The organism is Amycolatopsis sp. NPDC114505 (genome assembly GCF_055633615.1).
In genome coordinates, this window is sequence record NZ_JBVKDV010000003.1 from 403,210 (window position 1) to 427,560 (window position 24,351).

Below are 24,351 nucleotides of genomic sequence, written 5' to 3' on the forward strand. Positions count from 1 at the left end.
GCGGGCGGAGCCGGTATGGCCGTCGAGGCCACCACGTGGGGTGGTGGCCTCGACGGCGCCCGGCTCGGCCACCCTGTGGGATGAGTGGCCTCCACGGCCCGAGCCGCGCGTGCTCGACGCGCGGCTCGGGCCGTTGCTTTGTTGCCGGGTCACTCGAGCCCGGTCAGCACTTTCTCCTGTCGCGTTCCTTCGGAGCCGGTCTCGCCCGCGAGCCGCTTCGTCTCGGCGTCCGCACCCGAGTTCTGTTCGCCCTTCGCCAGGACCACGACCTGCGCCGCGTGGGCCCGCAGCAACGCGACGAGCCGCCGGTCGAACTCGGCGCCGCCGGTGCGCAGGGCCACCAGGTCCGCTTCGGTGACCATGCCCGGCATCTTGTGTCCACTGTGGACGTCGGAGGCCGGCAGCCCGGCCCGGTCGCGAGCCGCCTTCAACCGTGTCAGCAACCGCTCCGACGGCGTCGCGACCGACTCCGCGGCCGAGCGCACTGCCGGGTCGGCCGCGTGGGCGGGAGCCAGCCGCGCCGCCGCCAGGGCGTTCTCGGTCATCGGCACCACGAGCTCCAGCCACGCGACGTCCGTCGGGTTGAACGGCGAAGTGGGGCCGGCGGTGGGGGCGGGGCCGGTGGTGGCGCACCCGCCCATGGTCGCCACCACCGCCGCCCCCACCAGGAGCAGCCGTCTCACGGACGGCCGGGCAGCCGGTAGTTCGGCCCGAGCACGGTGCCCCGGTCCGGCTTGTACAGGTCGAACCCGCGCGGGTCGCACTGGAGCCCGCCGTTGATGCAGTGCGTCACGAGCGCCGCCAGTGTCGCGGGGTCCCACGCGTTGAAGAAGTCGTAGTGCCACGAGTACCCGCGCCCGCTGGCCAGGTGCACGGCGGACATATCGCCGCTCACGGGGAACGCCATCTTGAACTCCAGCATCGGCACCGGCACCGGGTGGTCGCCCGGGCACGTCAGCGTCGCCCGGTCCGGGTACGCCATGTGACTCTTGTGGTCGGCCGAGTCCAGGTGGACGCCGTCCCAGCAGCTCGGCGCCTGGTAGCGGATGTTCAGCTGGCTACCCGGCGTGCACTGCACCGGGATGTCCCAGTTGTGGAAGCTGTCCCCGCACTCCCAGCCCTCGATGGCGCCGGGCGCGTGCTGGAACTCGTCCTGCGTCGCCGTCACGCTCCCGGCGACGTAGCGCAGGCCGGGCGGGAACGGCACGACCTTCGTGTAGTCGAGGATGCCGGACTTGTAGTAGACGACCTGCGCGAAGTTCGGCAGCACCACCTGGTTCCCGTTGTAGACCGTCGGGAACCAGTACGCGGACAGGTCGTCCGGCGCCAGGCACGTGGTGTTGCCGACGCCCGAGTTCTGCAGCGACTGCAGGGTCGTGGCCGCGTTGGTGGTCTTGTTGCCGATGAACGTGTGGTCGTGGGACGCGCCGGGCAGCCCGGGAAAGACGATCGGGTCGTCCGGCTGGTGGTGGCTGGGGGAGCAGTTGACCTGGAACTCGTGGTGGGTCACGAGGTCGTCGGCCCCGGCGGGCGACCAGGTGGCCGCGGTCAGGAAGGCGCCTGCCAGCACGGTGGCGGCGGTGCAGGCGAGGAGCGCGGCTTTCGTTGCCAAGGGTCCTCCACGGTGAGGTGCCAAGGATGGGAGAGCGCTCTCCCACAGCATGCGCAGCGAGCCGCCGCCGTGTCAAGGACCGCCCGGATGCGCGACCGGACAGCCATTGTCCGATTCCCGGCCGGGATCTTGACAACGCGAGGCGCGGTGACGAACCATCGGAAGTCCTGGAGAGCGCTCTCCAATCTCCGTCCCCTGTCGTACGGGAGTCATCGTGGACCGACCGTCGCTCCTCCGTGCCGTCCCGGCACTGGTGGCCCTGCTGGTGCTGGGGCTGCTGGCCGGCCCGTCCCCGGCGCACGCCGCCACGCTGCTTTCCCAAGGCAGACCCGCGACCACGTCGAGCAGCGAAGGCGCCGGTACCGCGGCGTCGGCGGCGGTCGACGGCGACGCCGGCACCCGCTGGGCGAGCGCCTGGAGCGACCCGCAGTGGCTGCAGGTCGACCTCGGCGCGCCGGCCGACATCAGCCAGGTCACGCTGAACTGGGAAGCCGCCTACGCGACCGCCTACGAGATCCAGGTTTCGGACAATGCCGCGTCTTGGCAGACTGTGTACAGCACGACGACGGCGACCGGCGGGATCCAGAACCTCGCCGTCTCCGGTCATGGCCGGTACGTGCGCTTCTACGGCACCCACCGCGTCGGCGGCTACGGCTACTCGCTCTGGGAGTTCCAGGTCAGCGGCACCCCCGGCACGTCGACGCCGGGCGGCCCCGGCGTCACGAAGGTGACCGGCAGCCAGGGCAACTGGCAGCTGAGCGTCGACGGCGCGCCGTGGACCGTCAAGGGCCTCACCTGGGGACCGCCGGTCGGCGAAGCGGCCGCGCGGATGCCCGAGCTGCACGCGATCGGCGTCAACACCGTCCGCACCTGGGGCACCGACGGCAGCAGCCAGCCGCTGTTCGACGCCGCCGCGGCCAACGGGATCAAGGTGGTCGCCGGCTTCTGGCTGCAACCCGGCGGCGGCCCGGGCAGCGGCGGCTGCGTCGACTACACGACGGACACGAACTACAAGAACACGATGCTCGCCGAGATCCAGAAATGGGTCACCGCGTACAAGGCGAACCCCGGCGTGCTGATGTGGAACGTCGGCAACGAGTCGGTCCTCGGGATGCAGAACTGCTACTCCGGCACGCTGCTGGAGCAGAACCGGATCGCCTACACGCGCTTCGTCGACCAGGCCGCGCAGGCGATCCACGCCCTCGACGCGAACCACCCGGTCACCTCGACCGACGCCTGGACCGGCGCGTGGCCGTACTACAAGGCGTACGCGCCGAACCTCGACCTCTACTCCGTCAACTCCTACGCCCAGGTCTGCCAGGTCAAGCAGGACTGGCTCGCCGGCGGCTACACGAAGCCGTACATCATCACCGAGACCGGCCCGGCCGGCGAGTGGGAGGTGCCGAACGACGTGAACGGCGTGCCCGCCGAGCCGACCGACCAGCAGAAGCGCGACGGGTACGTCAATGCCTGGAACTGCGTCCTGGCCCACACCGGCGTGGCGCTGGGCGCGACGCTCTTCCACTACGGCACCGAGGGCGACTTCGGCGGCGTCTGGTTCAACATCACCACGGGCAACGAGAAGCGGCTGTCCTGGTACGCCGTCCGCCGGCTCTACAGTGGACAGACGAGCGGCAACACGCCGCCGGTGATCTCGTCGATGAACCTCAGCCGGACCACCGACGTCCCGGCGGGCGGCACGTTCACCCTGACCGCCGGGGTGTCCGATCCGGACGGTGACCCGATCACCTACACCATGGGCTACAACAGCAAGTACATCAACGACGCGGCCGGCCTGATCCCGGCGCAGTTCACCGGGACCGGGACGTTCACCGTCACCGCGCCGCAGCAGCTGGGCGTGTGGAAGATCTACCTCTACGCCCGCGACGGCCACGGCAACGTCGGCATCGAGACGCGCTCGCTGCGCGTGGTCGCCCCGCCGGTGCCGGGCACGAACCTGGCCCGCGGCGCGGCGACCACGGCGTCGACCTACCAGGCCGACGGTCCCGGCGCGCCCTACCCGCCGCAGGCCGCGACGGACGGCAACACCGCCACGCGCTGGGCGAGCGCGTGGGCCGACCCGCAGTGGCTGCAGGTCGACCTGGGCAGCCGGCAGGCGTTCGACCACGTCCAGCTGGTCTGGGAGTCCGCCTTCGGCAAGGCCTACGAGATCCAGGTCAGCGACGACGCGGCGAACTGGCGATCGGTCTACGCGACGACGACGGGCGATGGCGGCGCCGACGACCTGGCGATCTCGGCCACGGCCCGGTACGTGCGCATGTCCGCGACCCAGCGCGGCACAGCGTACGGCTACTCGCTGTACGAGTTCGGCGTCTACCGTCGCTGACACCCGGTCGGCGCCACCAGCCCGGTGGCGCCGACCGCGCGTGATGCCCCCGCAATCACGCGTGATGCCCGCCCAATCACGCGTGATGCCCGCCTGATCACGCGAGATGCCCCTCCGGGCACGGACCGTCCCCATTCCACTGCGCACCGCACCCGACCGGAGTCCGTTGCCAGGACGGTACTTTTGCCGCACCGCCCCGAAATCCGACTCTCTACGCTCCGATCCATGGCGGACACCCCGACTCCCGAGGTACCGCTTTCCCGCGCCCGCCGCTGGACCTGGGTGCTCGTCGCGGTCGCCGCCGCGTACGGCGGCTGGCACGGCTACGGCATCACCGTCGCACCGGAACGCCCCTTCTTCTGGCTCGGCGTGGCGTTCGACGTCTTCGTCGGCGTCGTCGCCTGGCTGCTGGGCCGCGCCTGGCCGCCGGTGGCGCGCTTCCGCCCCGACGCCATCGCCTTCGACCACGACGTGCTCCCGTACGCCGAGATCACCGAGGTCCGGCGGGGAGCCGTGTCGGCCAAGCCGTTCTGGCTCGCCTTCTGGCTGCCGACGTCGCTGGTGATCGGGCTGATCGTCGCGCTCCGGTCGCCCGGGGACTTCGACCGCGAAGTCGTCGAGCTGCACACCGGCCGCGGCGCGCGGCTGCGCACGCGCTGGCGTCACTACCGAGGGGCGGATGCGTTCCTCGCCGCACTGCACGACAAACGGCCCGACCTCGAAGTCCGCTACGGCGTCGACGCCGGCATCTACGCGCGGGACCACGCGCCGCGGCTGGGTGTCGGCGGTGGCTTCCTCGCCTTCGGGCTCGGGCTCTGGCTGTTCTTCGGCAGCTGGTTCGGGGTGCAGCTGCTCGACCAGTCCCTCGATCGCGGTCCTTACCCGGCCGGGCCGACGTCCGCCGCGATCACCCGGCTGACCTCGGACCTCTCCGGCTTCGCGCCGCTGCCCGGCGTCGCCCGCGACTTCACCGAGTGGCCCTGCGACCGCACGAACGACCTCATCCTCGGGCCGGACCCCGGCGCCGCCGATCTGCACCTGAAGCTCGAGGGCCGCACGGCACAGGCCGGCGCCGTCGAAGCGCGGCTGCGGCAGGCGGCCGGGATGGACGTGGGCCAGTACCTCGACCGGCTCGGCCCGGACGACCTCGACTTCGAGCTCGACATCCCCGAAGACGACGACCTCTACATCGAGTTCTCCACGGGCTGCGTCACCGACGACGCGGTACCGGGCCTGCGCGACGACTTCACGAAGCTGGCCGCGGCCTTGGGAGTGCGCTGAGGTGGGGCGGCGCGGCGGGAACGGGAGCTGGGCGCGTGGCCACCCCCAGCGGCCACGTGACTTCGCCCCGCGGCCGCTGCGCCACCCCGGGGTCCGATGTCCTGTTTTCGAAACACCGAACGGGAGTATCGTAGTCTTTCCGGGACAGGCCGTGTCAAGTTTTCGGAACAGCTACGCTGACGGTTGTCACGTTTCCTGGATGAAGGTGGTGTGTGGTGAGCGATGAGCGCAGTTTCGCCGAAAGACTGGCGCACCTGATCGCGACCGTGCACCCGCCGGACCGCAAGCCGTACTCCTACCGGGAGATCGCGCACGGCGTCGCCGAGCAGACCGGCGTGACGATGTCGGCGACCCACGTCCAGCAGCTCGCCGTCGGCGCGCGCAAGGATCCCAAGCGCTCGCACATCCAGGCGCTCGCCCAGTTCTTCGGTGTGCCGGTGACGTACTTCTTCGACGACGAGGTCGCCGGGCAGGTCGATCGCCAGGTCGGGGACGTCGTGGCGTGGCGTGACAGCGAAGCGCGGAACCTGGCGCAGCGGGCCATGCAACTCTCGCCGCGTGACCGCGAGACCGTGACGGCGCTGCTCGACCAGCTGGCCGGCTACGACGAAACCCGGCGCCGCGATCGCCGGCGGAAGCCCGAGTGACGACGGAAGGTCGGCTACGATGACCTCGTCCGTGCTGGCGCCCCGGTGCATCCGGCTGGCGCCCGGTGACCGGGGAGGACCCATCGACGAGCGCGGCCTGACGGACCTCCGAGTCCGGGCCCGGCAGCGGGTGCGGACGGTGCTCGCCGCCGTCCCCTTGCCCCGGCCGTGGTCGATGAACGCGTGGGTCGACGGTCTCGAGGCGTGGCGTGGGCGCGAGATCGACCTCGTGCCGGTGGAGTACCGGCCCGGCCGGCCCTCCGGCGCGTGGCAGGCCCGCCCGGACTACGACCTGATCGCCTACGTCGAGCACACGTCGGCGCTGCACCAGGACCACATCATCGCCCACGAGCTCGCCCACATGCTGTGCGCGCACACCGGGACCTGCCAGATTTCGGAGACCGAGGCCGCGCAGCTCGCCCCGGACCTGGCGCCGCGGGCGCTGTCGCACCTGCTGACCCGCGTGACGACCGGAACCGACGAGTACGAGGCCGAGCTGATCGCGGTGCTGCTGATGAGCGCGGCGACGAGCGAACCGCCCGCCGTTCAGCCGGGTGCGTCCGGCCGGGCGGCGGATCAGGCTAGGCGGCTGGCCGCACTCCTGGGATAGTCGCGTCTCGTGATCGACATTCTGTTCGTCGGGGTCGGGCTCTTCGCGTTGGCCATCGGGATCTGGCGGGCGGTCCGCGCCCGGCGCACCGGCGCGGGCATCGGCCTGGCCGTCTCGCTCATCGCGCTCGGAGCGGCGTTCTGCTTCCTGTCGAACCGCGCGCAGGTGTTCGAGAGCGAGATCCACCCCAGCCTCGGACGGCTGCTGTCGAACCTCGCGACGATGGTCGCGGCCTACGGCATCGGCCTGACCGTTGCGGAGATCAGCGGCACCCGCGACCGCGGCCGGCGCACGCGGCTCGTCGCGCTGGGCGTCGCGTTGACCCTGCTGACGGTGATGTTCTTCAGCACGTCGGGGCTGCCGCGCGGCATCGGCCTGTTCGACGAGCTCTACCGCACGCACCCGACGCTCGTCGTCTACGTCTTCGTCTACACGGTGTACCTCGGGCTCGCGGTCCTCGACATCGGCGTGGTGGCGGCCGTGACGATCCGCGCGAGCGGCGGCGCGCTGCGGGCGGGGCTGACGTTGCTGCTGCTGGCGTCGGCGTTCGCGGTCGCCTACCTCGGGGGGAAGATCGTCGCGACGATCCGGGCACTGCAGGACGACCACCCGGCGAAGGCGCTGTGCCGCGGGCCGTTCTCGACGCTGCCGTGCACGCTCGACGTCGGCTTCCCGGCCGTCTCGGTGCTGCTGATCGTGGTGGGGCTGACAATCCCGTCGATCCCGGGGCTCGTGGCCGGCCGCCGCGACGCGAAGACGCTTCGCCTGATCCGGCCGTTGCGTGAGCACCTGACGCGGCGGTTCCCGGAGATCGTCCGCATCGACCCGGGCGGGCCGTCCCGCCGTGAGCGGTTGCTGACGGCGATGAGCGAAACGAACGACGGCCTGATCCTGGCCGGGGTGACGCCGGAGCTGGCGCCGCCGACGGCGGCGAGGCTGGTGCGCGACCTTCCGGACGAGCCGGGGGAGGAGGCCCCGCCGGTCGCTCAGGCGGAGCCGTTCGCCGCGGACGTCGCCCGGCTGCGGGCGATCGCGCGTGCGTACCGCAAGGTGGACGGCGGGACGGTGGACGTGGTCACCAGCCCGGCCCGGTGACGCGGCTCAGCCGGCGAAAGCCGCCTCGAGCCGCGGCTCCCAGCCGCGGTCGGTGAGCGCCACCAGCTGCAGCGCCGTCGCGCGCCCGGTCAGCGGCAACAGCGGCCGCACCTCGTCACCCACCCGCGAAAGGGTCTCGTCATCGCCGCCCATCGCGACGGTGACGTGCGCCGGCGGGCGAGGCCCGAACCGTCCGCCGTAGGGCGAGATCTCCGGCCATCGAGCGCACACCGCGTCGGTGATCGGCTGGAGCGACGGAGCCGGGAGCGCCGCGAAACCCGGTGCGCTCAGGAACTCGCCGAGCCGCACCTCGGTCGGCGACACGGCCGAGGCGAGCGACCGGACCGCGTCCAGCACCGCGGAAGTCAATTGAGCATCCGGCAAGAAGGGGTACAGCGCCGTCACGTGCGCGGGCAGACCCGGGCGGACCAGAGCGGGGTCGACGAGCCGAGCCGCGTCCAGCGCGGGTTCGGCGGCGGGCAGCAGGATCACCAGCGCGGTGGTTCCGGGTTCGGGCACCCCCGCATCATGGCAGTCAGGCGGCCGCGCTCTCCGAGAACCGCCCGTCGCGGGCCAGGGCCAGGCTGCGCCGGCACAGTTCCACGAGCTCCAGGTTCGCGCGGCTGCGCGGGCTGCGGCCGCAGAGCCCGCACTCGATCACGACGTCGCCGGTCAGCTCGTCCACCGCGACCAGCGCCTGGTGGTCGCAGCTGCGGCACCAGCGGTAGCCGATCGCCGGGTTCGTGTGCACCGGGGACGACACGCAGTCGTGCAGCCAGCGGCGGTGCGTGCGGCACGTGACGCGGTCGGTCGGGTCGATCCGGCCGTCGTCCTCGGCGTGGTCTTCGCCGGCCAGCGTCGCCGCGAGCAGTGGCTGCCGCGCCGCGGCGGGCCGGTCCTGCGGGTTCGGACTGGCCCACGCGTGGTGGTCGCCGCATCGGCACTTCTCGGACATGTCGCCCCCAGTGGTCGGGTGGTTCGATCCGTCGAGTGTGACCGCGGCAACAGAGGGTGGACAACCGGGAAAACGCTCAGTTTCGACCAGCGGCAGGGGTGTCGCGGCGGGCGGATGAGCGGACTTCGGCCCCCGTGTATGCGAACATATGTTCTATGACCGACGAGGGGCCCATCCTGCATGCCGACCTCGACTCGTTCTACGCGTCGGTCGAGCAGCGCGACGATCCGGCGCTGAAAGGGCGGCCCGTCATCGTCGGCGGCGGGGTGGTCCTGGCCGCGAGTTACGAGGCCAAGGCCTATGGAGTGCGCACGGCGATGGGGGGTGCGCAGGCCCGGCGGCTGTGCCCGCACGCGGTCGTCGTGCCGCCGCGGATGTCGGCCTATTCGGCCGCGAGCAAGGTCGTCTTCGAGGTCTTCCACGACACCACTCCGTGGGTGGAAGGCCTTTCGATCGACGAAGCCTTCCTCGACGTCGGGGGGTTGACCAGGATCGGCGGACGGCCCAGCCACATCGCCGAACGGCTGCGCGTCGCCGTCGCCGAGCGCGCCGGGCTGCCGATCACCGTAGGGGTTGCGCGGACGAAGTTCCTCGCGAAGGTGGCCAGCCGCGTCGCGAAGCCGGACGGCCTGTTGGTCGTCCCGCACGACGCGGAGCTGGAGTTCCTGCACCCGCTGCCGGTCGGCGCGCTCTGGGGCGTCGGCAAGGTGACCGCCGAAAAGCTGCGCGCGCGGGGGATCACGACGGTCGGTCAGCTGGCCGCGTCCGAGCCGGTGGACCTGGTGAGCATGCTCGGCCGGGCGGCCGGCGGCCACCTGCACGCCCTGGCGCACAACCGGGACCCGCGCCGCGTCGAGCTCGGCCGGCGCCGCGGGTCGATCGGCGCCCAGCGGGCCCTCGGGCGCGGCCGGCGGACCCCGGCCGAGCTCGACGTCGTGCTGGTGGCCCTGATCGACCGGATCGCCCGCCGGCTGCGCGCCGCTCACCGCGTCTGCCGGACGGTGACGATCCGCCTGCGCTTCGCCGACTTCACGCGGGTGACGCGCTCCCACACGCTGAACGAACCGACCGCGGGCACGGGCGTCCTGCTCGCCGCGGCGCGGGAGCTGCTCGTGGCGGCGCTGCCGATGATCGCCGACCGCGGCATCACGCTGCTGGGCGCGGCGCTGTCCAACCTGGCCGACGAAGACCCGTTCCAGCTGGCGCTGCCGTTCGAGCGGCAGCGGGCGACCGAGCTCGACACGGCGCTGGACGCGGTGCGGGACCGGTTCGGCAAGGCGGCGGTCACCCGGGCGGTCCTGCTCGGCCGCCCGGACGACCTCGAAGTGCCCCTGCTGCCGGATTGACGCGCGAAAGCGCTTCAGCTCCCGCCGTCCGCCATTCCGGGCCGATCGGGAATGCGGGCGTGCGCGAGCGCGGAAAGCGCGGCGGGCCGCAGCGCGTCGGTGCGGTTCCACAGCCGGGGGTCGACGCTCTCGCGCTGCCCCGCCTGTTCGACGACTTCGAAACCGGCTTCCCGCAGGAGGCCTGCCATCGCCGCGGGGGAGAGGAAGGTGCGCCAGGGCTCGCCCTGTTCCGCCGCGACCGGCGCGACGGCTTCGGCGTAGCCGTTTCCGGCCGCGTCCCGCAGTTCCGCGGGAAGCAGGTGATCGGTGACGATTTCCGATCCGGGTGCGAAACCGCCGAGATCCGTCAATGTGGCGAGAATCGCCTTCCGGGTCAGGTACATGGTGACACCGAGCCAGCTGACGAACACGGGGCGAAACGGGTCGAGTCCACTCTGGACGAGCCGTTCCCGGAGCGGATCGGCTTCGAAGTCGACCGGGACGAAGGTGACCGAAGCGGGCACGGCGACGCCGGCGCCCCCGAGCAGTTCTCGTTTGGCGGCCTGGGTCGCCGGCCGGTCGACCTCGAACACGCGGAATCGTGCGGGCGCGTCCCGATAGGCGAACGAATCGAGCCCGGCGCCCAGAATCACATACTGGTCTATACCGGAATTGGCGCGCCGGAGCCGGTCTTCGGTGAACCGGCTCCGGCACACCGCCTGGGCGCGGGCGCCGGCCAGGACGGGATGGGTACCGTGGAGGTGGTGATAGGCCAGGAGTTCTTCGGCGTGCGCGCCGAGGAGAGCCGCGGCGAGGGTGTCGGAGAAGACGATCGGCTCGGCGTCGACGAGCAAATGTGCCGCCCGCGCGGCGGCCGCGGTGAACGCCGTGCGACTGACGCGAGGCGCAATACCGGGAAAATCGGCAGTGGTCATGCGCACACGGTACCGATTCGATTTCGACTATATCACAAAAACAAATATTCAACAAGATGACGCGCATTTCGGCTAGGTTGCGGTCATCCTGGACGAGGGCGAGGCGGCCACCGGGCGGCCATTGTGGACGCTTCGCGGGTGTCGGGCGTGCCGGACGGGATTCGACAGGTTAAGGTCTGTCCGACCGTGTTCTGGAGAAGATGAGGAACCACGAACCATGGCACAACGGGTGCACGTCGAGATGGTGGACGACCTCGACGGGAGCGAGGCTTCGCAGACCGTCCCCTTCAGCCTCGACGGCGTGACGTACGAGATCGACCTTTCCGAAGACAACGCGTCCGCGCTCCGGGACGAGCTCGCCCGCTACGTCGCCGTCGCGCGCCGCATCGGCGGCCGCAAGGTGCGGCTGGCGACCGGTCAGTCGCTGTCGGGCTCGTCGAGCTCGGGCACCGACCGCGAGCGCAACCGCCAGATCCGCGAATGGGCGCAGGTCAACGGCTACGAGGTCGCGGAGCGAGGCCGTCTGTCGAGCGAGATCATCGCGGGCTTCGAAGCGGACGAGGCCGCGGCCGCCGAGCCGGCCGAAGCCAAGCCGGCGCGCAAGCGGGCGTCGCGCAAGAAGGCCTGACGCCGGAACCGGTTGCGGGACAAGGAGTTCTCGCGGCCGTGCGGTAGTGGTGTTTCGCGCGCCCGGGGTCGGGGAGATCCCGGGCGCGATACGCATGCTCGTTTGTTTGTTTCCCACCGGGCCGGCTTCGTCGGCGACTGTCCTGATCGGCTCGTCCTGGGGCGCGCGGCCGGTCTTCCGTCGCGTGTGGATCTTCCGATTCGTGTCGCCAGCGCGAAAAAACGCGGCGAGCGGACATTTCCCGGCCGGTAAAGCTTGTCGGAGGGTGGGTCCGATGGCCAGACTGGCAGTGCTCCACGCGGCCGGTACCGCGCCGGAGCACGGCCCGGTGGCCGCCTCCTCCCTCGATGGCCACCGGGCCGCCTTACTCTCGCCCCTCCGGGCACCGTCGCCGCGAAGCGCTTTCCGCCTCTCGCGTGCCGCCGTTCGGGCATTTCTGTAGACAATCGACCGCGACGAGCGCACACTCAGACTACTCCATACTGTATACAAACTTCAGTCGAGGGTTCTGAGGAGGCGGTCGCGATGACCGAAGTCCGCGAGCTCCGGGACGTCTACGGACGGCGGTACCGCGTCGGGGAGTCCGACCGGGAGCTGCTCGGCCGGCCGCGGACGTGGATCACGTGGCTGGCCGCGGCGTCGATGCTCGCCGCCGGGGTGCAGCAGTACGGCTTCGGGGCGATCGTCCCCGCGCTGAGCCGGGACCACGGCTGGACGTTCGGCGGGATCGTCCTGTCGCTCGCCCTCTGGGCGATCTGCCAGGCCGGCACGGCTTTCCCAGCCGCCTGGCTGCGGGAACGCGGCCTGCTTCCGGCCCCCGCGGCGATGGCGGCCGGCGCGGTGCTGTGCGCCGCCGGGCTCGTGACGCTCGGGCACGCGACCAGCCTGCCCGCCGTCTTCCTCGGCTATTCGGTGCTCGGCGGGCTCGGCACCGGCCTCGTCTACGCCACCTGCGTCGGCGCCGTGCTGACCTGGTTCCCGGACCGGACGGCGCCGAGCGCGGGCATCGTGAGCGGCGCGTTCGCCTACGGCAGCGTCCCGTTCGTCGTGCTCGCCGCCGCGTTGCCGGGCGCGCGGCCGGTGCTCCTGGACGTGACCGCGGGCGTCGTGCTCGCCGTGATCGCCGGGTGCGCCGTCCTGCTCCGGTACCCGCCGCGGCACTGGTGGCCCGCGACGCCCGAGCCCCGCACCTGGGCGCTCGACCGCGCGCACAACCGGCGGCCGGCCGTCCGGCACTACCGGCCGGCGGAGCTGTTCCGGTGCGGGACGACCCTCGCGCTGTACCTCGTCGTCGTGCTCGCGGCCGCCGTGCTGCTGTTCGACCTCGCCTACCTGGCGACCTTCGTCGCCGAGCGCAGCGGGCCCGGGCTCGCCGCGGCCGCGTTGGCGCTGCTCGCCGCGGCGACCGGCAGCGGACGGGTCCTCATCGGCCGCCTCGCCGACCGGCTCGGCCGGCACCGCATCCTGCGGTTCGCCCTGCTCGCGGGCGGTGTCGCCCAGTTCGTCCTCTTCTACTCGGGCGAGCACCGGCACGCCGTCGGGCTGTTGCTGGGTGTCGCGCTCGCCGGCCTCGGGAACGGCTGCTGCTACACGCTGCTGCTCGGCCTCGTGCGCGAGTTCTTCGGCGAGGAGTCGCCGGCGCAGAACTTCGGGATCCTCTATTCCGCCAAGGCCGTCGGTGCGGTGGTCGGGATCGGGCTCGCCGCGCTCGTCGTGACGTCGCACGGGTTCGTCGGCGCGTTCGCCGCGGCCGGGGTGCTGAGCCTGGCCGGCGCGGTCCTGTCCGGGCGGCTGACCCAGCCGGGCCGGCCCAAGTCGCTGCTGCCGGCGGCCTGACGTGGGGCGGATGACCAGCCGTCGCCGGGTGTTGCGCGTCCGCGACGGCGTGCCGACCGCGCGCCCGGACACGCTGACCGTCGAGGAGCCCCTGGAAATCCGGGTGACCGGGAAAGCGCTGTCGATCACGATGCGGACCCCCGGCGACGACTTCGACCTCGCCGCCGGGTTCCTGGTCGGCGAGGGCGTGGTGCGGGCGGCTCCGGACGTTCACTCGATCCGCTACTGCGCCGGAGCCACGGCCGACGGCGGCAACACGTACAACGTGCTCGACGTCGTGCTCGCGCCAGGCGTCGCGCCGCCGGACGCGTCGGTGGAGCGCAACTTCTACACGACGTCCTCGTGCGGCCTGTGCGGCAAGGCGAGCCTGGACGCCGTCCGGACGACGGTGACGTGGCCGATCGCGGACGACCCGTTCAGAATCGACCCGGCGACGCTCGCCGGACTGCCGGACGAACTCCGCGCGGCACAACGGGTTTTCGACCGCACGGGCGGCCTGCACGCGGCGGGGTTGTTCGACGCGAACGGGAAGCTGCTGTGCCTGCGCGAGGACGTCGGCCGCCACAACGCGGTGGACAAGGTGATCGGCTGGGCGACCCGCGACGGCCGCCTACCGCTGTCCGGAACGGCGCTGATGGTGAGCGGGCGGGCGTCGTTCGAGCTGGTCCAGAAGGCGGCGATGGCGGGGATACCTTTGCTGGCAGCGGTTTCCGCACCGTCGTCACTGGCGGTGGACCTGGCCGGAGAGCTGGGGCTGACGCTGGTGGGCTTCCTGCGTGGCACGTCGATGAACGTCTACACGCGACCCGACCGGCTCGGGTTTCAGCCGAGCTGAGCGAGCAGCGCGGCGACCGCGGGGGAGGGATCGCCCCGGTGCAGTGCGGCAAGCTGCCACGACGGCGGCCGATCGAACCGCCGGACGGTGAGATCGGGAAACCGCGAGGCCGCCGACGCGGGTAGAACACAGGCGGCCAGCCCGGCCCGGACGAGCCCGGCGGCGACGCCGAGATCATCGACTTCGAGCGAGAGCCGTCGGCAGGGAAACGCCCGGTCGACGGCTTCCCGGATGGCCCAGCCGAGCGGGAAGTCCACAAGGGACAGCTCGGAGAGATCGGCGGGAGCGGACCGCGACCCACCGGGCGCGGTGGCGAGGACGAGTTCTTCCGCGGGGAGCGGAGTGGCGACCAGCCCGGGCGCGAGTGCCGGATCTCGTGTCGCTGACCCGGCCGCGAGCTCGGCACCCGGCACGGCCGCGAAACCGTGCAGCACGGCCGCGAAACCGTTCAAGCTCGCGGAATCCGCGGCCGCACCACACCCCGCACCCACCGTCAGCACCACGTCCACCGTGCACTCCGCCAACAACCGCTCCACCTCACCGGCCTGAACCTGCCGCACCTCCACCACCAACCCCGGGTGCACGTGCCGCAACGCGGCCAGCACCCGGTGCAAGTCCGCCAGCAACCCCGGGCACACCCCCAACCGGACCCGGCCGCCCACCGGGGACACCGCCGCCCTGGCCCTCGCCACCGCCTCCAGAGCCGCCCGCGCGGCGGGCAGGAACGCCTCGCCGGCGGGCGTCAACACCACTCGGTGCGTCGTGCGGTGGAACAACGGGGTCCCCAAGTCACGCTCCAACGCCCGGACCACCGTGGACACCGTCGACTGGACCGTCCGGAGGCGGTGCGCGGCCGCCGTGAAGCCGCCTTCCTCCGCGACCGCCACCACCACCGCCAGCTGACGCAACTCCATCACGGCACCTCGTCCAGCGCCCCGGTCCGCTCGTCCAGGACGTAGCCGCGGACCACCTCCGTATGAGACAGGAACGGCGACGCCCGCAGCCGCGCGATGCACTGGCGGACGTCCTGGGCCGGGTCGGTGAACGTCTCCGCCGCCCAGCCCGGCCGCATCCCCGTCGACGACTCCAGGCGCCGGGCGAACTCCGTGTCCGTGAACGTCCGCATGCCGCAGTCGCGGTGGTGGATCAGCACGATCTCGCGCGTGCCCAGCAGGTGCTGGCTCACCGTCAGCGAGCGGATCGCGTCGTCGGTCACCGCGCCGCCCGCGTTGCGGATCACGTGCGCGTCGCCCTCGCCGAGCCCGAGCAGCCGGTGGACGCTGAAGCGCGCGTCCATGCACGCGAGCACCGCCAGCTTCAGCCGCGGCTTCGCGGACATCAGCCCAGCACCTCCCGGACCAGCGCCGCCGTCTCGCTCGGCGTCCGTCCGACGCGGATTCCCGCGGCCTCCAACGCTTCCTTCTTCGCCGACGCCGTCCCGGCCGAGCCGGAGACGATCGCGCCCGCGTGGCCCATCGTCTTGCCCTCCGGCGCGGTGAACCCGGCCACGTACCCGACGACCGGCTTCGAGACGTTGGCGCGCACGAACTCCGCCGCCCGCTCTTCGGCGTCGCCGCCGATCTCGCCGATCAGCACGATCAGGTCGGTCTCCGGGTCCTTTTCGAACGCTTCGACGGCGTCGATGTGCGTCGTCCCGATGATCGGGTCGCCGCCGATCCCGACGCACGTCGAGAACCCGATGTCGCGCAGCTCGTGCATGAGCTGGTAGGTCAAGGTGCCCGACTTCGACACCAGCCCGATCCGCCCGGGGCCGGTGATGTCGGCCGGGATGATCCCGGCGTTGGACTTGCCGGGGGAGATGATGCCCGGGCAGTTCGGCCCGATGATCCGGGTCCGCCCACCCGCGGCGACCGCGTGTGCCCACAGCCGGGCGGTGTCGTGCACCGGGACGCCCTCGGTGATCACCACCGCGAGCCCGATCCCGGCGTCCACCGCCTCGACCACGGCGTCCTCGACGAACGGTGGCGGCACGAACAGCACGCAGACGTCGGCCCCGCTCGACGCGATCGACTCCGCGACGCTGCCGAACACAGGCAGCGAACGGCCCGAGATTTCCACGTGCTGCCCGGCTTTGCGTGGGTTCACCCCGCCGACGACGTTCGTGCCGGCGGCCAGCATCCGGCGGGTGTGCTTGGCGCCTTCGGACCCGGTGATGCCGGAGACGACGATCCGGCTGGTCTCGTCCAGGAAGATGGCCACGTCAGACCTCCGCGATCGCGAGCTTCGCCGCCTCGCGGGCGGCGTCGTCCATGGTGGCCACCACGGTGACCAGGGGGTGGGCGGCTTCGGCGAGGATCCGCCTGCCTTCGGTGACGTTGTTCCCGTCGAGCCGGACGACCAGGGGTTTGGTGGCGCGGGAACCGAGGATCTCCAGCGACCGCACGATCCCGGTCGCGACGGCGTCGCACGCGGTGATCCCGCCGAAGACGTTGACGAACACACTGCGCACCTGCGGGTCGCCGAGGATCACGGTCAGCCCGTTCACCATCACCTCGGCCGACGCGCCGCCGCCGATGTCGAGGAAGTTCGCCGGCCCCCGCGCGCCCGCTTCGAGAGCGGCCGCCGCCACGACGTCCAAAGTGGACATCACCAGGCCGGCGCCGTTGCCGATCACCCCGATGTCGCCGTCGAGCTTGACGTAGTTGAGGCCCAGAGAATGCGCTTCCCGTTCCCGGGGGTCGCCGTCCAGCGGGTCGTCGTAAGCGCCGGATCGGCGGAAGGACGCGTTGTCGTCCAGGGTGATCTTGCCGTCGAGCGCGACGATCCCGGTCGACGTACTGGCCAGGGGGTTGACCTCGACGAGTGTGCAGTCCTCGGCGACGAACACGTCCCACAGCTTTTCGACGACGCCGGCGACCTCGCCGCGGACGTCGGCGGGGAACGCGGCGGCGACCGCGGCCGAGTCGACGCCGGAGAGGGGGTCGACCGGCACCCGGACCAGGGCGTCCGGCCGGGTGGCCGCGACCTCCTCGATCTCCATCCCGCCTTCGGTCGACGCCATGGCGAGGAACGTCCGCCCGGCGCGGTCGAGCAGGAAGGAGATGTAGTACTCGTCGGCGATCTCGCTCGCTTCGGTCACCAGGACGCGGTGCACGGTGTGGCCCTTGATGTCCATGCCGAGGATGTCGTCGGCGGCCTGCTCGGCGTCGTCGGCGGTCCGGACGACGCGGACGCCGCCCGCTTTGCCGCGCCCGCCCGTCTTCACCTGGGCCTTGACCACCACCGGCCCGCCGAGTGAAGCGGCCGCAGAACGGGCCGAGGCGGGATCGGCGGCGACCCGGCCGCGGGGGACGGGTATGCCGTGCTTCTCGAAGAGATCTCGGGCTTCGTGTTCGAAGAGGTCCATGCGGGGGCGTCCTTTCCGTGGCGGGGCAGGGCAAGGGCGTGAAGTGGTGGTCCGCGAGGGCGGGAGCGAGGCCCGGAAAAACCCTGCGGATAGCCCTGGACACGGGCTGCTTGAGGAGTGACTATATGCCTACCCCATACGGTATGCAATCTACAGTCTGCCGCGGCGAGGCCGCTGACCTCGACGGACGCCGGCAGCGGCGATGAGCGGACCGGATACGGAGCGCCGGACAAGAGAGATCCGGCGGCGGACCAGAGGAGTTGAGCAATGGCGCTGACAACGACCGGCACCACCGCGGGGGAGAGTGCCCGAGCGACGAACGGCGCCGAGCCCGCGCCCGCCGAGATCTCCGGCGGCCACCTGGTGGCGAAAGCGCTGAAGGCCGAGGGAGTCGACACGATCTTCACCCTGTGCGGTGGCCACATCATCGACATCTACGACGGCTGCGTCGACGAAGGCATCCAGGTCATCGACGTCCGCCACGAACAGGTCGCGGCCCACGCGGCCGACGGCTACGCGCGGATCACCGGCAAGCCCGGCTGCGCGGTCGTCACGGCCGGCCCCGGCACCACCGACGCCGTCACCGGCGTGGCGAACGCCCTGCGCGCGGAGAGCCCGATGCTGCTCATCGGCGGCCAGGGTGCCTTGACGCAGCACAAGATGGGGTCCCTGCAGGACCTCCCGCACGTGGACATGATGACGCCGATCACCAAGTTCGCCGCCACCGTGCCGCACACCGCGCGGGTTGCCGACCTCGTGAGCATGGCCTTCCGCGAGGCCTACGCCGGCGCACCCGGGCCGTCGTTCCTGGAGATCCCGCGTGACGTCCTCGACGCGCGCGTGCCGCTCGCGAACGCGAGGATCCCCGAGGCCGGCCGCTACCGCGCGTCGACGAGGAACGCGGGCGACCCGGCCGACATCGAGAAGCTCGCCGACCTGCTGGTGCACGCGAAGAAGCCGGCCATCCTGCTGGGCAGCCAGGTCTGGACGACGCGCGCCACCGAACCGGCCGTGGACCTCGTGCGCACGCTGAACATCCCGGCGTACATGAACGGCGCCGGCCGCGGCACCCTGCCGCCCGGCGACCCGCACCACTTCCAGCTTTCGCGCCGGTACGCCTTCGACAACGCCGACCTCATCATCATCGTCGGCACCCCGTTCGACTTCCGGATGGGCTACGGCAAGCGGCTGTCGAAGGACGCCACCGTCGTGCAGATCGACCTCGACTACCGCACGGTCGGCAAGAACCGCGACATCGACCTCGGCATCGTCGGCGACGCCGGCCAGGTCCTGGCCGCGGTGGCCGAAGCCGCGTCCGGGCGCACCGACAACGGCGCCGTCGGCCGCAAGGCCTGGCTCGAAGAGCTGCAGGCCGTGGAGGAGAAGGCGAAGCAGAAGCGGCTGCCGCTGCAGCACTCCGACGCGAGCCCGATCCACCCCTACCGGCTGGTCCACGAGATCAACGAGTTCCTGACCGAGGACTCGATCTATATCGGCGACGGCGGCGACATCGTCACGTTCTCCGGCCAGGTCGTGCAGCCCAAGTCGCCCGGCCACTGGATGGACCCGGGTCCACTCGGGACACTCGGCGTCGGCATCCCGTTCGTCATGGCGGCCAAGCACGCGCGGCCGGACAAGGAGGTCGTCGCGCTCTTCGGCGACGGCGCGTTCAGCCTCACCGGCTGGGACTTCGAGACGCTGGTGCGGTTCGACCTGCCGTTCGTCGGGATCGTCGGCAACAACTCGTCGATGAACCAGATCCGCTACGGCCAGGCCGCGAAGTACGGCCTGCCGCGCGAACGCATCGGCAACACCCTCGGCGACGTCCGCTACGACGAGTTCGCGCGGATGCTCGGCGGCCACGGCGAAGAGGTCCGCGACCCGGCCGACATCGCGCCGGCGCTGCAGCGGGCACGGGAGTCGGGCAAGCCGTCGCTGATCAACGTCTGGGTCGATCCCGACGTGTACGCCCCCGGAACCATGAACCAGACCATGTACAAGTGAGCGGAGGCCTAGGCATGGGTAAGGCACTGGAGGGCGTGCGCGTCCTCGACATGACGCACGTGCAGTCCGGACCGTCCTCGACGCAGCTGCTGGCCTGGCTCGGCGCGGACGTGATCAAGCTCGAGACCCCCGGCCGGGGCGACATCACGCGCGGCCAGCTGCGCGACCTCCCCGGCGTCGACAGCCTCTACTTCACGATGCTGAACTCCAACAAGCGCAGCATCACGCTCAACATGAAGAGCGATGAGGGCAAAGAGGTCTTCGAGAAGCTCGTGTCCGGAGTGGACATCCTGGTCGAGAACTTCGGCCCGGGTGTCGTCGACCGGTTCGGCTACCCCTGGGACAAGCTCTCGGCGCTCAACCCGCGGCTGATCTACGCCTCCATCAAGGGGTTCGGCCCCGGCCGCTACGCCGACTTCAAGGCCTACGAGGTCATCGCGCAGGCCATGGGCGGCGCGATGAGCACCACCGGCTTCGAGGAGGGGCCGCCGACCGCGACCGGCGCGCAGATCGGCGACTCCGGCACCGGCATCCACCTGGTGGCCGCCATCCTCGCCGCGTTGTTCCAGCGGACCACCACCGGCCGCGGCCAGCGCGTCCAGGTCGCCATGCAGGACGCCGTGCTCAACCTCTGCCGCGTCAAGCTGCGCGACCAGCAGCGGCTCACCCACGGCCCGCTCGGCGAGTACCCGAACGACCAGTTCGGCGACGAGGTCCCGCGCTCGGGCAACGCCTCCGGGGGCGGCCAGCCCGGCTGGGCGGTCAAGTGCGCGCCCGGCGGGCCGAACGACTACATCTACGTGATCGTCCAGCCACCCGGCTGGGCGCCACTCGCCCGGCTGATCGGCAAGGACGAGCTGGCCGAGGACCCGGCGTGGGCCACGCCCGAGGTCCGCCTGTCCAAACTGGACAAGATGTTCGCGCTCGTGGAGGAGTGGACCGAGAAGCACACCAAGTGGGAAGTGCTGGAGAAGCTCAACGCCTGCAACATCCCGTGCGGCCCGATCCTGTCCACGAAGGAACTGATCGAGGACGAGACCCTGGCCGAGCTCGGCTCGGTCGTCGAGGTGGCGCACCCGGAGCGCGGCAGCTTCAAGACCGTCGGCTGCCCGCTCAAGCTGTCCGACTCGCCGGTCGACATCGAACGCTCGCCGCTGCTGAGCGAGCACACCGACGAGGTCCTGTCCGAACTCGGCTACAGCGAAGCGGAGCTCGACAAGTTCCGCGCGGCGGGGGTGATCTGAGTGGCGGATCGCGCGGCGGTCGAGAAGATCCTCGACCAGGCGGCGGCCGAGGGGCGGTCCTCGCTGACCGCGCCCGAGGGGCGTGCGGTCTGCGAGGCCTACGGCATCCCGACCCCGGCCGAGCGCCTGGCCGCCACGACCGACGAGGCCGTGGCCCACGCCCAGGACATCGGGCTGCCGGTGGTGCTCAAGATCGTCTCGCCGGACATCCTGCACAAGACCGAGGCCGGCGGTGTCCTCGTAGGCCTGAAGGACGCCGAAGCGGTGAAGGCGGGCTTCGAGAAGATCATCGAGAACGCGAAGGCGTACAACGCCGGCGCGCGGATCCTCGGCGTCCAGGTGCAGCAGATGCTCACCGAAGGCCAGGAGGTGATCATCGGCTCGGTCACCGACCCGACGTTCGGCAAGATCGTCGCGTTCGGCCTCGGCGGCGTCCTGGTCGAGGTGCTCAAGGACGTCACCTTCCGGCTCGCGCCGACGAGCACCGAGGAAGCGCTGTCCATGATCGACGGTATCCAGGCGGCGGAAATCCTCCGGGGCGTCCGTGGCTCGGATCCTGTCGACCGTGACGCGCTCGCCGCGGTGATCACCGGGCTCGGGCAGCTGGTCGCCGACTTCCCGCAGCTGTCCGAAGTGGACCTCAACCCGGTGCTCGCGACGGCGACCGGGGCCACCGCGGTCGACGTCCGGATCCTGGTCGACCCGGACGCGGCGAAGGAGCCGGTCCGGTTCACCCAGGAGGAGATCCTCGCCTCGATGAACCGGATCATGAAGCCCGCGTCGATCGCGGTGATCGGCGCGTCGGCCGAAGCCGGCAAGATCGGCAACTCGGTGATGAAGAACCTGGTCAACGGCGGCTACGCGGGGGAGATCCACCCGATCAACCCCAAGGCGACCGAGATCCTCGACCGCAAGGCCTACGCCAGCATCACCGACGTACCCGGTGACGTCGACGTCGCGGTGTTCGCCATCCCGGCGAAGTTCGTCCCCGCCGCGCTGGAAGAGGTCGGCAAGAAGGGCGCGGCCGGCGCGATCCTCATCCCGTCCGGCTTCGGCGAGACCGGCAACATCGAGCTGCAGGACGAGGTCGTCGCGATCGCGCGCAAGCACGGCGTGCGCATCCTCGGGCCCAACATCTACGGCTACTACTACACGCCGGAGAACCTGTCCGCGACGTTTTGCACCCCGTACGACGTCAAGGGCGGCGTGGCCCTTTCGTCGCAGAGCGGCGGGATCGGGATGGCGATCCTCGGGTTCAGCCGCTCGGCGAAGATGGGCGTGTCCTCGATCGTCGGCGTGGGCAACAAGGCCGACATCGACGAGGACGACCTGCTCACCTTCTTCGAGCAGGACGACAACACCCAGCTCGTCGCGATGCACCTCGAAGACCTCAAGGACGGCCGCTCGTTCGCGGAGACGGCGAAGCGCGTCTCGAAGCGCAAGCCGGTCGTGGTGCTCAAGGCCGGGCGGACGTCGCAGGGCGCCAAGGCGGCCAGCTCGCACACCGGCGCGCTGGCCGGCGACGACAAGGTCTACGACGACATCCTCCGCCAGAGCGGCGTGATCCGGGCGCCCGGGCTGAACGACATGCTCGAGTACGCCCGCGGCATCCCGCTGCTGCCGGCGCCGAAGGGCGAGAACGTCGTCATCATCACCGGTGCCGGCGGCTCGGGCGTGCTGCTCTCGGACGCCTGCGTCGACAACGGGCTGGACCTGATGGAGATCCCGCCGGACCTCGACACGGCGTTCCGGAAGTTCATCCCGCCCTTCGGCGCGGCCGGCAACCCGGTGGACATCACCGGCGGCGAGCCGCCCTCGACCTACCGCAACACGATCGCGCTGGGCCTCGAGGACGACCGGATCCACGCCCTGATCCTGGGCTACTGGCACACCATCGTCACCCCGCCGATGGTGTTCGCGGAGCTCGTCGCGCAAGTGGTCGAGGAGTACCGCGCGAAGGGGATCCACAAGCCCGTCGTCGCGTCGCTCTCCGGTGACGTCGAGGTCGAAGAGGCGAGCGACTACCTCTACGACCACGGGGTCGTCGCGTATCCGTACACCACCGAAAAGCCCGTCGCGGTGCTCGGTGCGAAGTACCGCTGGGCGCGGGCCGCGGGCCTGCTTTGAGCGTCCTCCACAGGGGCTGGCTCGCCGAACGAGAAAGGACGAAGATCCACCGCACGACGGCAACAGAGGGACATGAGTCAACGGTGACGAAAGAGAACTCTTATGACCGCAGCTACGTACCAGGAGATCACTGACGAGAACGGACGGGTGTACCGGATAGGGGAGTCACCGCACGACATCATGGGGCGCTCCCGGAGCTTCATGGTCTGGCTGCCCTGGATCGCCATGATGGCGGTCAGCGTGTTCGAGTACGGCTGGGGCGCCGTCGAAGGCACCCTCGAGGAGAAGTACGGCTGGTCGCTGTCGGACGCGTTCTGGCTGGCGAGCATCTGGGCGGTGTTCCAGGCCGGGGTGGCGTTCCCGGCGGGCCGGCTGAGGGAGAAGAACCTCGTCTCGGCCAAGACGGCGATGCTGATCGGTGCCGTCTGCAGCGGCATCGGCTACTTCACCATCGCGCACAGCGGGAACCTGACGCTGGCGTTCATCGGGTACTCGGTCCTCGGCGGCACCGGCGCCGGGCTCGTGTATGCGACCTGCATCAACATGGTCGGCAAGTGGTACCCGGAGAAGCGGGGCGCGCGGACCGGGTTCGTGAACGGCGGCTTCGCCTACGGTTCGGTGCCGTTCATCTACCTGTTCAGCGCGTTCCTCGGGCACGAGAACGTCACCGGGGTGCTCGACGGGATCGGCCTCTACATGCTGATCGTCGTCGGCGTCTGCGGGTTCCTGTTCAAGGACCCGCCGAAGAGCTGGTGGCCGAAGGAGGTCGACCCGCTGACCTGGGCCAAGAACAGGACCGGGGTCAAGACGCTGGCGAAGAACCCGCCGGCGGTCCGGCAGTTCACGCCGATGGAAGCCATCCGGACCGGCATGCTCCCGCTGATGTGGGTGAGCCTGGTGATCATCGGCGGCGTCTCGCTGTTCGGCATCAACTTCCAGGTGCCGTTCGCCAAGGAAAGCCACTTCGGCGCGTTCGTCGCGGCTTCGTCGGCCGGCGTACTGGCGATCGTGAACGGCACCGGGCGGGCGGTCGTCGGCTGGGCGTCGGACAAGCTCGGGCGCAAGCAGACGCTGACGCTGGTGCTGGTGATCGCGGCGCTGGCGCAGTTCGGCGTGCTGTACGCCGGGAACACGCACAACCTGGTCCTGTTCATGGTGTTCGCGTTCCTGACCGGGTTCGGCGGCGGGGCCTTCTACCCGCTGTTCGCCGCGCTCGTGCCGGACTACTTCGGCGAGAACAACAACGCGTCGAACTACGGCCTGGTCTACAGCGCGAAACTGGTCGGTGGCGTCGGCGGCGGCGGGCTCGCCGCGGGGGTCATCAGCGCGTGGGGCTACACCGGTGCGTACATCCTCGCCGGGTGCATCGCGCTCCTGTCGGCGGTGCTGACGCTGTTCCTGCGCCAGCCGGGCCGGCCGCGCAACCAGCTCGCCGAAACCGAGCTGGTTGCACGGCCATCCGCCACGGCGGGCGGCTGATCCGGTTGCCTGCTCCCCGGTCCT

General features: G+C 71.0%; 22 protein-coding genes. 13 read left to right on the top strand and 9 right to left on the bottom strand.

From position 1 onward, the window contains the following. Positions 1 to 149 precede the first annotated feature (149 nt). Together ACZ7OU_RS31095 and ACZ7OU_RS31100 are read right to left on the bottom strand one after the other, a co-directional pair. A complete protein-coding gene (locus ACZ7OU_RS31095) occupies positions 150 to 683 on the bottom strand; it encodes a DUF305 domain-containing protein (RefSeq protein ID WP_470257929.1) in 534 nt (177 codons plus the stop codon). Next, entirely contained in the window at positions 680 to 1,612 is a 933-nt protein-coding gene (locus tag ACZ7OU_RS31100; protein WP_470243991.1) for a DUF1996 domain-containing protein, read from the bottom strand. The genes ACZ7OU_RS31095 and ACZ7OU_RS31100 overlap by 4 nt, the downstream gene beginning before the upstream one ends. Positions 1,613 to 1,826: 214 nt before the next feature. On the opposite strand from ACZ7OU_RS31100, the gene ACZ7OU_RS31105 reads away from it, so the two are divergent. The 5 genes from ACZ7OU_RS31105 (at position 1,827) to ACZ7OU_RS31125 (ending at position 7,592) form a co-directional block, all read left to right on the top strand. Continuing rightward, positions 1,827 to 3,959, top strand: a complete 2,133-nt coding sequence (locus tag ACZ7OU_RS31105) for a discoidin domain-containing protein (RefSeq protein WP_470257930.1) — start codon at positions 1,827 to 1,829, stop codon at positions 3,957 to 3,959. Positions 3,960 to 4,184: 225 nt separating this feature from the next. Further along, complete coding sequence (locus ACZ7OU_RS31110) at positions 4,185 to 5,240, top strand: hypothetical protein (protein WP_470257931.1); 1,056 nt, start codon at positions 4,185 to 4,187, stop codon at positions 5,238 to 5,240. Positions 5,241 to 5,455: 215 nt separating this feature from the next. Further along, entirely contained in the window at positions 5,456 to 5,887 is a 432-nt protein-coding gene (locus ACZ7OU_RS31115) for an XRE family transcriptional regulator (protein WP_470243994.1), read from the top strand. 19 nt (positions 5,888 to 5,906) lie between these two features. Continuing rightward, positions 5,907 to 6,497 carry a hypothetical protein gene (locus ACZ7OU_RS31120; protein ID WP_470243995.1) on the top strand — a complete coding sequence of 197 codons (591 nt, stop codon included), beginning with the start codon at positions 5,907 to 5,909 and terminating at the stop codon, positions 6,495 to 6,497. A 9-nt stretch (positions 6,498 to 6,506) separates the two neighbouring features. Then, positions 6,507 to 7,592, top strand: a complete 1,086-nt coding sequence (locus ACZ7OU_RS31125) for a hypothetical protein (RefSeq protein WP_470257932.1) — start codon at positions 6,507 to 6,509, stop codon at positions 7,590 to 7,592. A gap of 6 nt (positions 7,593 to 7,598) precedes the next feature. On the opposite strand, the gene ACZ7OU_RS31130 is transcribed toward ACZ7OU_RS31125, so the two are convergent. Both ACZ7OU_RS31130 and ACZ7OU_RS31135 read right to left on the bottom strand, forming a co-directional pair. Next, entirely contained in the window at positions 7,599 to 8,111 is a 513-nt protein-coding gene (locus tag ACZ7OU_RS31130; protein WP_470257933.1) for a 2'-5' RNA ligase family protein, read from the bottom strand. A 16-nt stretch (positions 8,112 to 8,127) separates the two neighbouring features. Then, a complete protein-coding gene (locus tag ACZ7OU_RS31135; protein WP_470243998.1) occupies positions 8,128 to 8,547 on the bottom strand; it encodes a hypothetical protein in 420 nt (139 codons plus the stop codon). 155 nt (positions 8,548 to 8,702) lie between these two features. Between ACZ7OU_RS31135 and dinB the strand changes: the two genes are divergently transcribed. Beyond that, positions 8,703 to 9,893, top strand: coding sequence for a DNA polymerase IV (gene dinB / locus ACZ7OU_RS31140; protein ID WP_470257934.1), 1,191 nt, complete (start codon positions 8,703 to 8,705; stop codon positions 9,891 to 9,893). A 14-nt stretch (positions 9,894 to 9,907) separates the two neighbouring features. Here dinB and ACZ7OU_RS31145 read toward each other — a convergent pair whose 3' ends face one another. Beyond that, positions 9,908 to 10,807, bottom strand: a complete 900-nt coding sequence (locus ACZ7OU_RS31145) for a class I SAM-dependent methyltransferase (protein WP_470257935.1) — start codon at positions 10,805 to 10,807, stop codon at positions 9,908 to 9,910. Positions 10,808 to 11,024: 217 nt separating this feature from the next. Between ACZ7OU_RS31145 and ACZ7OU_RS31150 the strand changes: the two genes are divergently transcribed. The 3 genes from ACZ7OU_RS31150 (at position 11,025) to fdhD (ending at position 14,106) form a co-directional block, all read left to right on the top strand. Then, complete coding sequence (locus ACZ7OU_RS31150) at positions 11,025 to 11,435, top strand: histone-like nucleoid-structuring protein Lsr2 (RefSeq protein WP_470257936.1); 411 nt, start codon at positions 11,025 to 11,027, stop codon at positions 11,433 to 11,435. A gap of 525 nt (positions 11,436 to 11,960) precedes the next feature. Next, entirely contained in the window at positions 11,961 to 13,271 is a 1,311-nt protein-coding gene (locus tag ACZ7OU_RS31155; protein ID WP_470257937.1) for an OFA family MFS transporter, read from the top strand. A 1-nt stretch (position 13,272) separates the two neighbouring features. Further along, complete coding sequence (gene fdhD / locus ACZ7OU_RS31160) at positions 13,273 to 14,106, top strand: formate dehydrogenase accessory sulfurtransferase FdhD (protein ID WP_470257938.1); 834 nt, start codon at positions 13,273 to 13,275, stop codon at positions 14,104 to 14,106. On the opposite strand, the gene ACZ7OU_RS31165 is transcribed toward fdhD, so the two are convergent. Genes ACZ7OU_RS31165 through sucC form a run of 4 tightly spaced genes read right to left on the bottom strand, consistent with a single transcriptional unit; the run spans position 14,094 to position 17,473 of the window. Beyond that, positions 14,094 to 15,020 (bottom strand): LysR family transcriptional regulator, encoded by a 927-nt coding sequence (locus ACZ7OU_RS31165; protein WP_470257939.1) that lies wholly within the window; start codon positions 15,018 to 15,020, stop codon positions 14,094 to 14,096. The two genes, fdhD and ACZ7OU_RS31165, sit on opposite strands and share 13 nt — an antisense overlap. After that, positions 15,020 to 15,445, bottom strand: coding sequence for a beta-class carbonic anhydrase (locus ACZ7OU_RS31170; protein ID WP_470244005.1), 426 nt, complete (start codon positions 15,443 to 15,445; stop codon positions 15,020 to 15,022). The genes ACZ7OU_RS31165 and ACZ7OU_RS31170 overlap by 1 nt, the downstream gene beginning before the upstream one ends. Continuing rightward, positions 15,445 to 16,326 carry a succinate--CoA ligase subunit alpha gene (gene sucD / locus ACZ7OU_RS31175; protein WP_470257940.1) on the bottom strand — a complete coding sequence of 294 codons (882 nt, stop codon included), beginning with the start codon at positions 16,324 to 16,326 and terminating at the stop codon, positions 15,445 to 15,447. Before sucD ends, ACZ7OU_RS31170 begins: the two co-directional genes overlap by 1 nt. 1 nt (position 16,327) lies before the next feature. After that, complete coding sequence (gene sucC / locus ACZ7OU_RS31180) at positions 16,328 to 17,473, bottom strand: ADP-forming succinate--CoA ligase subunit beta (protein ID WP_470257941.1); 1,146 nt, start codon at positions 17,471 to 17,473, stop codon at positions 16,328 to 16,330. Between the two features lie 267 nt (positions 17,474 to 17,740). Between sucC and ACZ7OU_RS31185 the strand changes: the two genes are divergently transcribed. From ACZ7OU_RS31185 to ACZ7OU_RS31200, 4 genes are all read left to right on the top strand, one after another. After that, complete coding sequence (locus ACZ7OU_RS31185; RefSeq protein WP_470257942.1) at positions 17,741 to 19,477, top strand: thiamine pyrophosphate-binding protein; 1,737 nt, start codon at positions 17,741 to 17,743, stop codon at positions 19,475 to 19,477. Positions 19,478 to 19,491: 14 nt separating this feature from the next. Then, complete coding sequence (gene frc / locus ACZ7OU_RS31190) at positions 19,492 to 20,721, top strand: formyl-CoA transferase (RefSeq protein WP_470257943.1); 1,230 nt, start codon at positions 19,492 to 19,494, stop codon at positions 20,719 to 20,721. Then, positions 20,722 to 22,848 (top strand): acetate--CoA ligase family protein, encoded by a 2,127-nt coding sequence (locus ACZ7OU_RS31195; protein WP_470257944.1) that lies wholly within the window; start codon positions 20,722 to 20,724, stop codon positions 22,846 to 22,848. Positions 22,849 to 22,950: 102 nt separating this feature from the next. Next, the gene (locus ACZ7OU_RS31200) at positions 22,951 to 24,327 is read left to right on the top strand and encodes an OFA family MFS transporter (RefSeq protein WP_470257945.1); all 1,377 of its coding nucleotides are present in this window, start codon (positions 22,951 to 22,953) and stop codon (positions 24,325 to 24,327) included. The last annotated feature ends 24 nt before the right edge of the window (positions 24,328 to 24,351 follow it).

Coding starts and splice junctions, on each gene's coding strand:
- ACZ7OU_RS31185 (WP_470257942.1), top strand. CDS start 17,741: ATGGCGCTGACAACGACCGGCACCACCGCGGGGGAGAGTGCCCGAGCG.
- ACZ7OU_RS31145 (WP_470257935.1), bottom strand. CDS start 10,807: ATGACCACTGCCGATTTTCCCGGTATTGCGCCTCGCGTCAGTCGCACG.
- ACZ7OU_RS31135 (WP_470243998.1), bottom strand. CDS start 8,547: ATGTCCGAGAAGTGCCGATGCGGCGACCACCACGCGTGGGCCAGTCCG.
- frc (WP_470257943.1), top strand. CDS start 19,492: ATGGGTAAGGCACTGGAGGGCGTGCGCGTCCTCGACATGACGCACGTG.
- dinB (WP_470257934.1), top strand. CDS start 8,703: ATGACCGACGAGGGGCCCATCCTGCATGCCGACCTCGACTCGTTCTAC.
- sucC (WP_470257941.1), bottom strand. CDS start 17,473: ATGGACCTCTTCGAACACGAAGCCCGAGATCTCTTCGAGAAGCACGGC.
- ACZ7OU_RS31200 (WP_470257945.1), top strand. CDS start 22,951: ATGACCGCAGCTACGTACCAGGAGATCACTGACGAGAACGGACGGGTG.
- ACZ7OU_RS31165 (WP_470257939.1), bottom strand. CDS start 15,020: ATGGAGTTGCGTCAGCTGGCGGTGGTGGTGGCGGTCGCGGAGGAAGGC.
- ACZ7OU_RS31155 (WP_470257937.1), top strand. CDS start 11,961: ATGACCGAAGTCCGCGAGCTCCGGGACGTCTACGGACGGCGGTACCGC.
- ACZ7OU_RS31150 (WP_470257936.1), top strand. CDS start 11,025: ATGGCACAACGGGTGCACGTCGAGATGGTGGACGACCTCGACGGGAGC.
- ACZ7OU_RS31120 (WP_470243995.1), top strand. CDS start 5,907: ATGACCTCGTCCGTGCTGGCGCCCCGGTGCATCCGGCTGGCGCCCGGT.
- ACZ7OU_RS31110 (WP_470257931.1), top strand. CDS start 4,185: ATGGCGGACACCCCGACTCCCGAGGTACCGCTTTCCCGCGCCCGCCGC.
- ACZ7OU_RS31170 (WP_470244005.1), bottom strand. CDS start 15,445: ATGTCCGCGAAGCCGCGGCTGAAGCTGGCGGTGCTCGCGTGCATGGAC.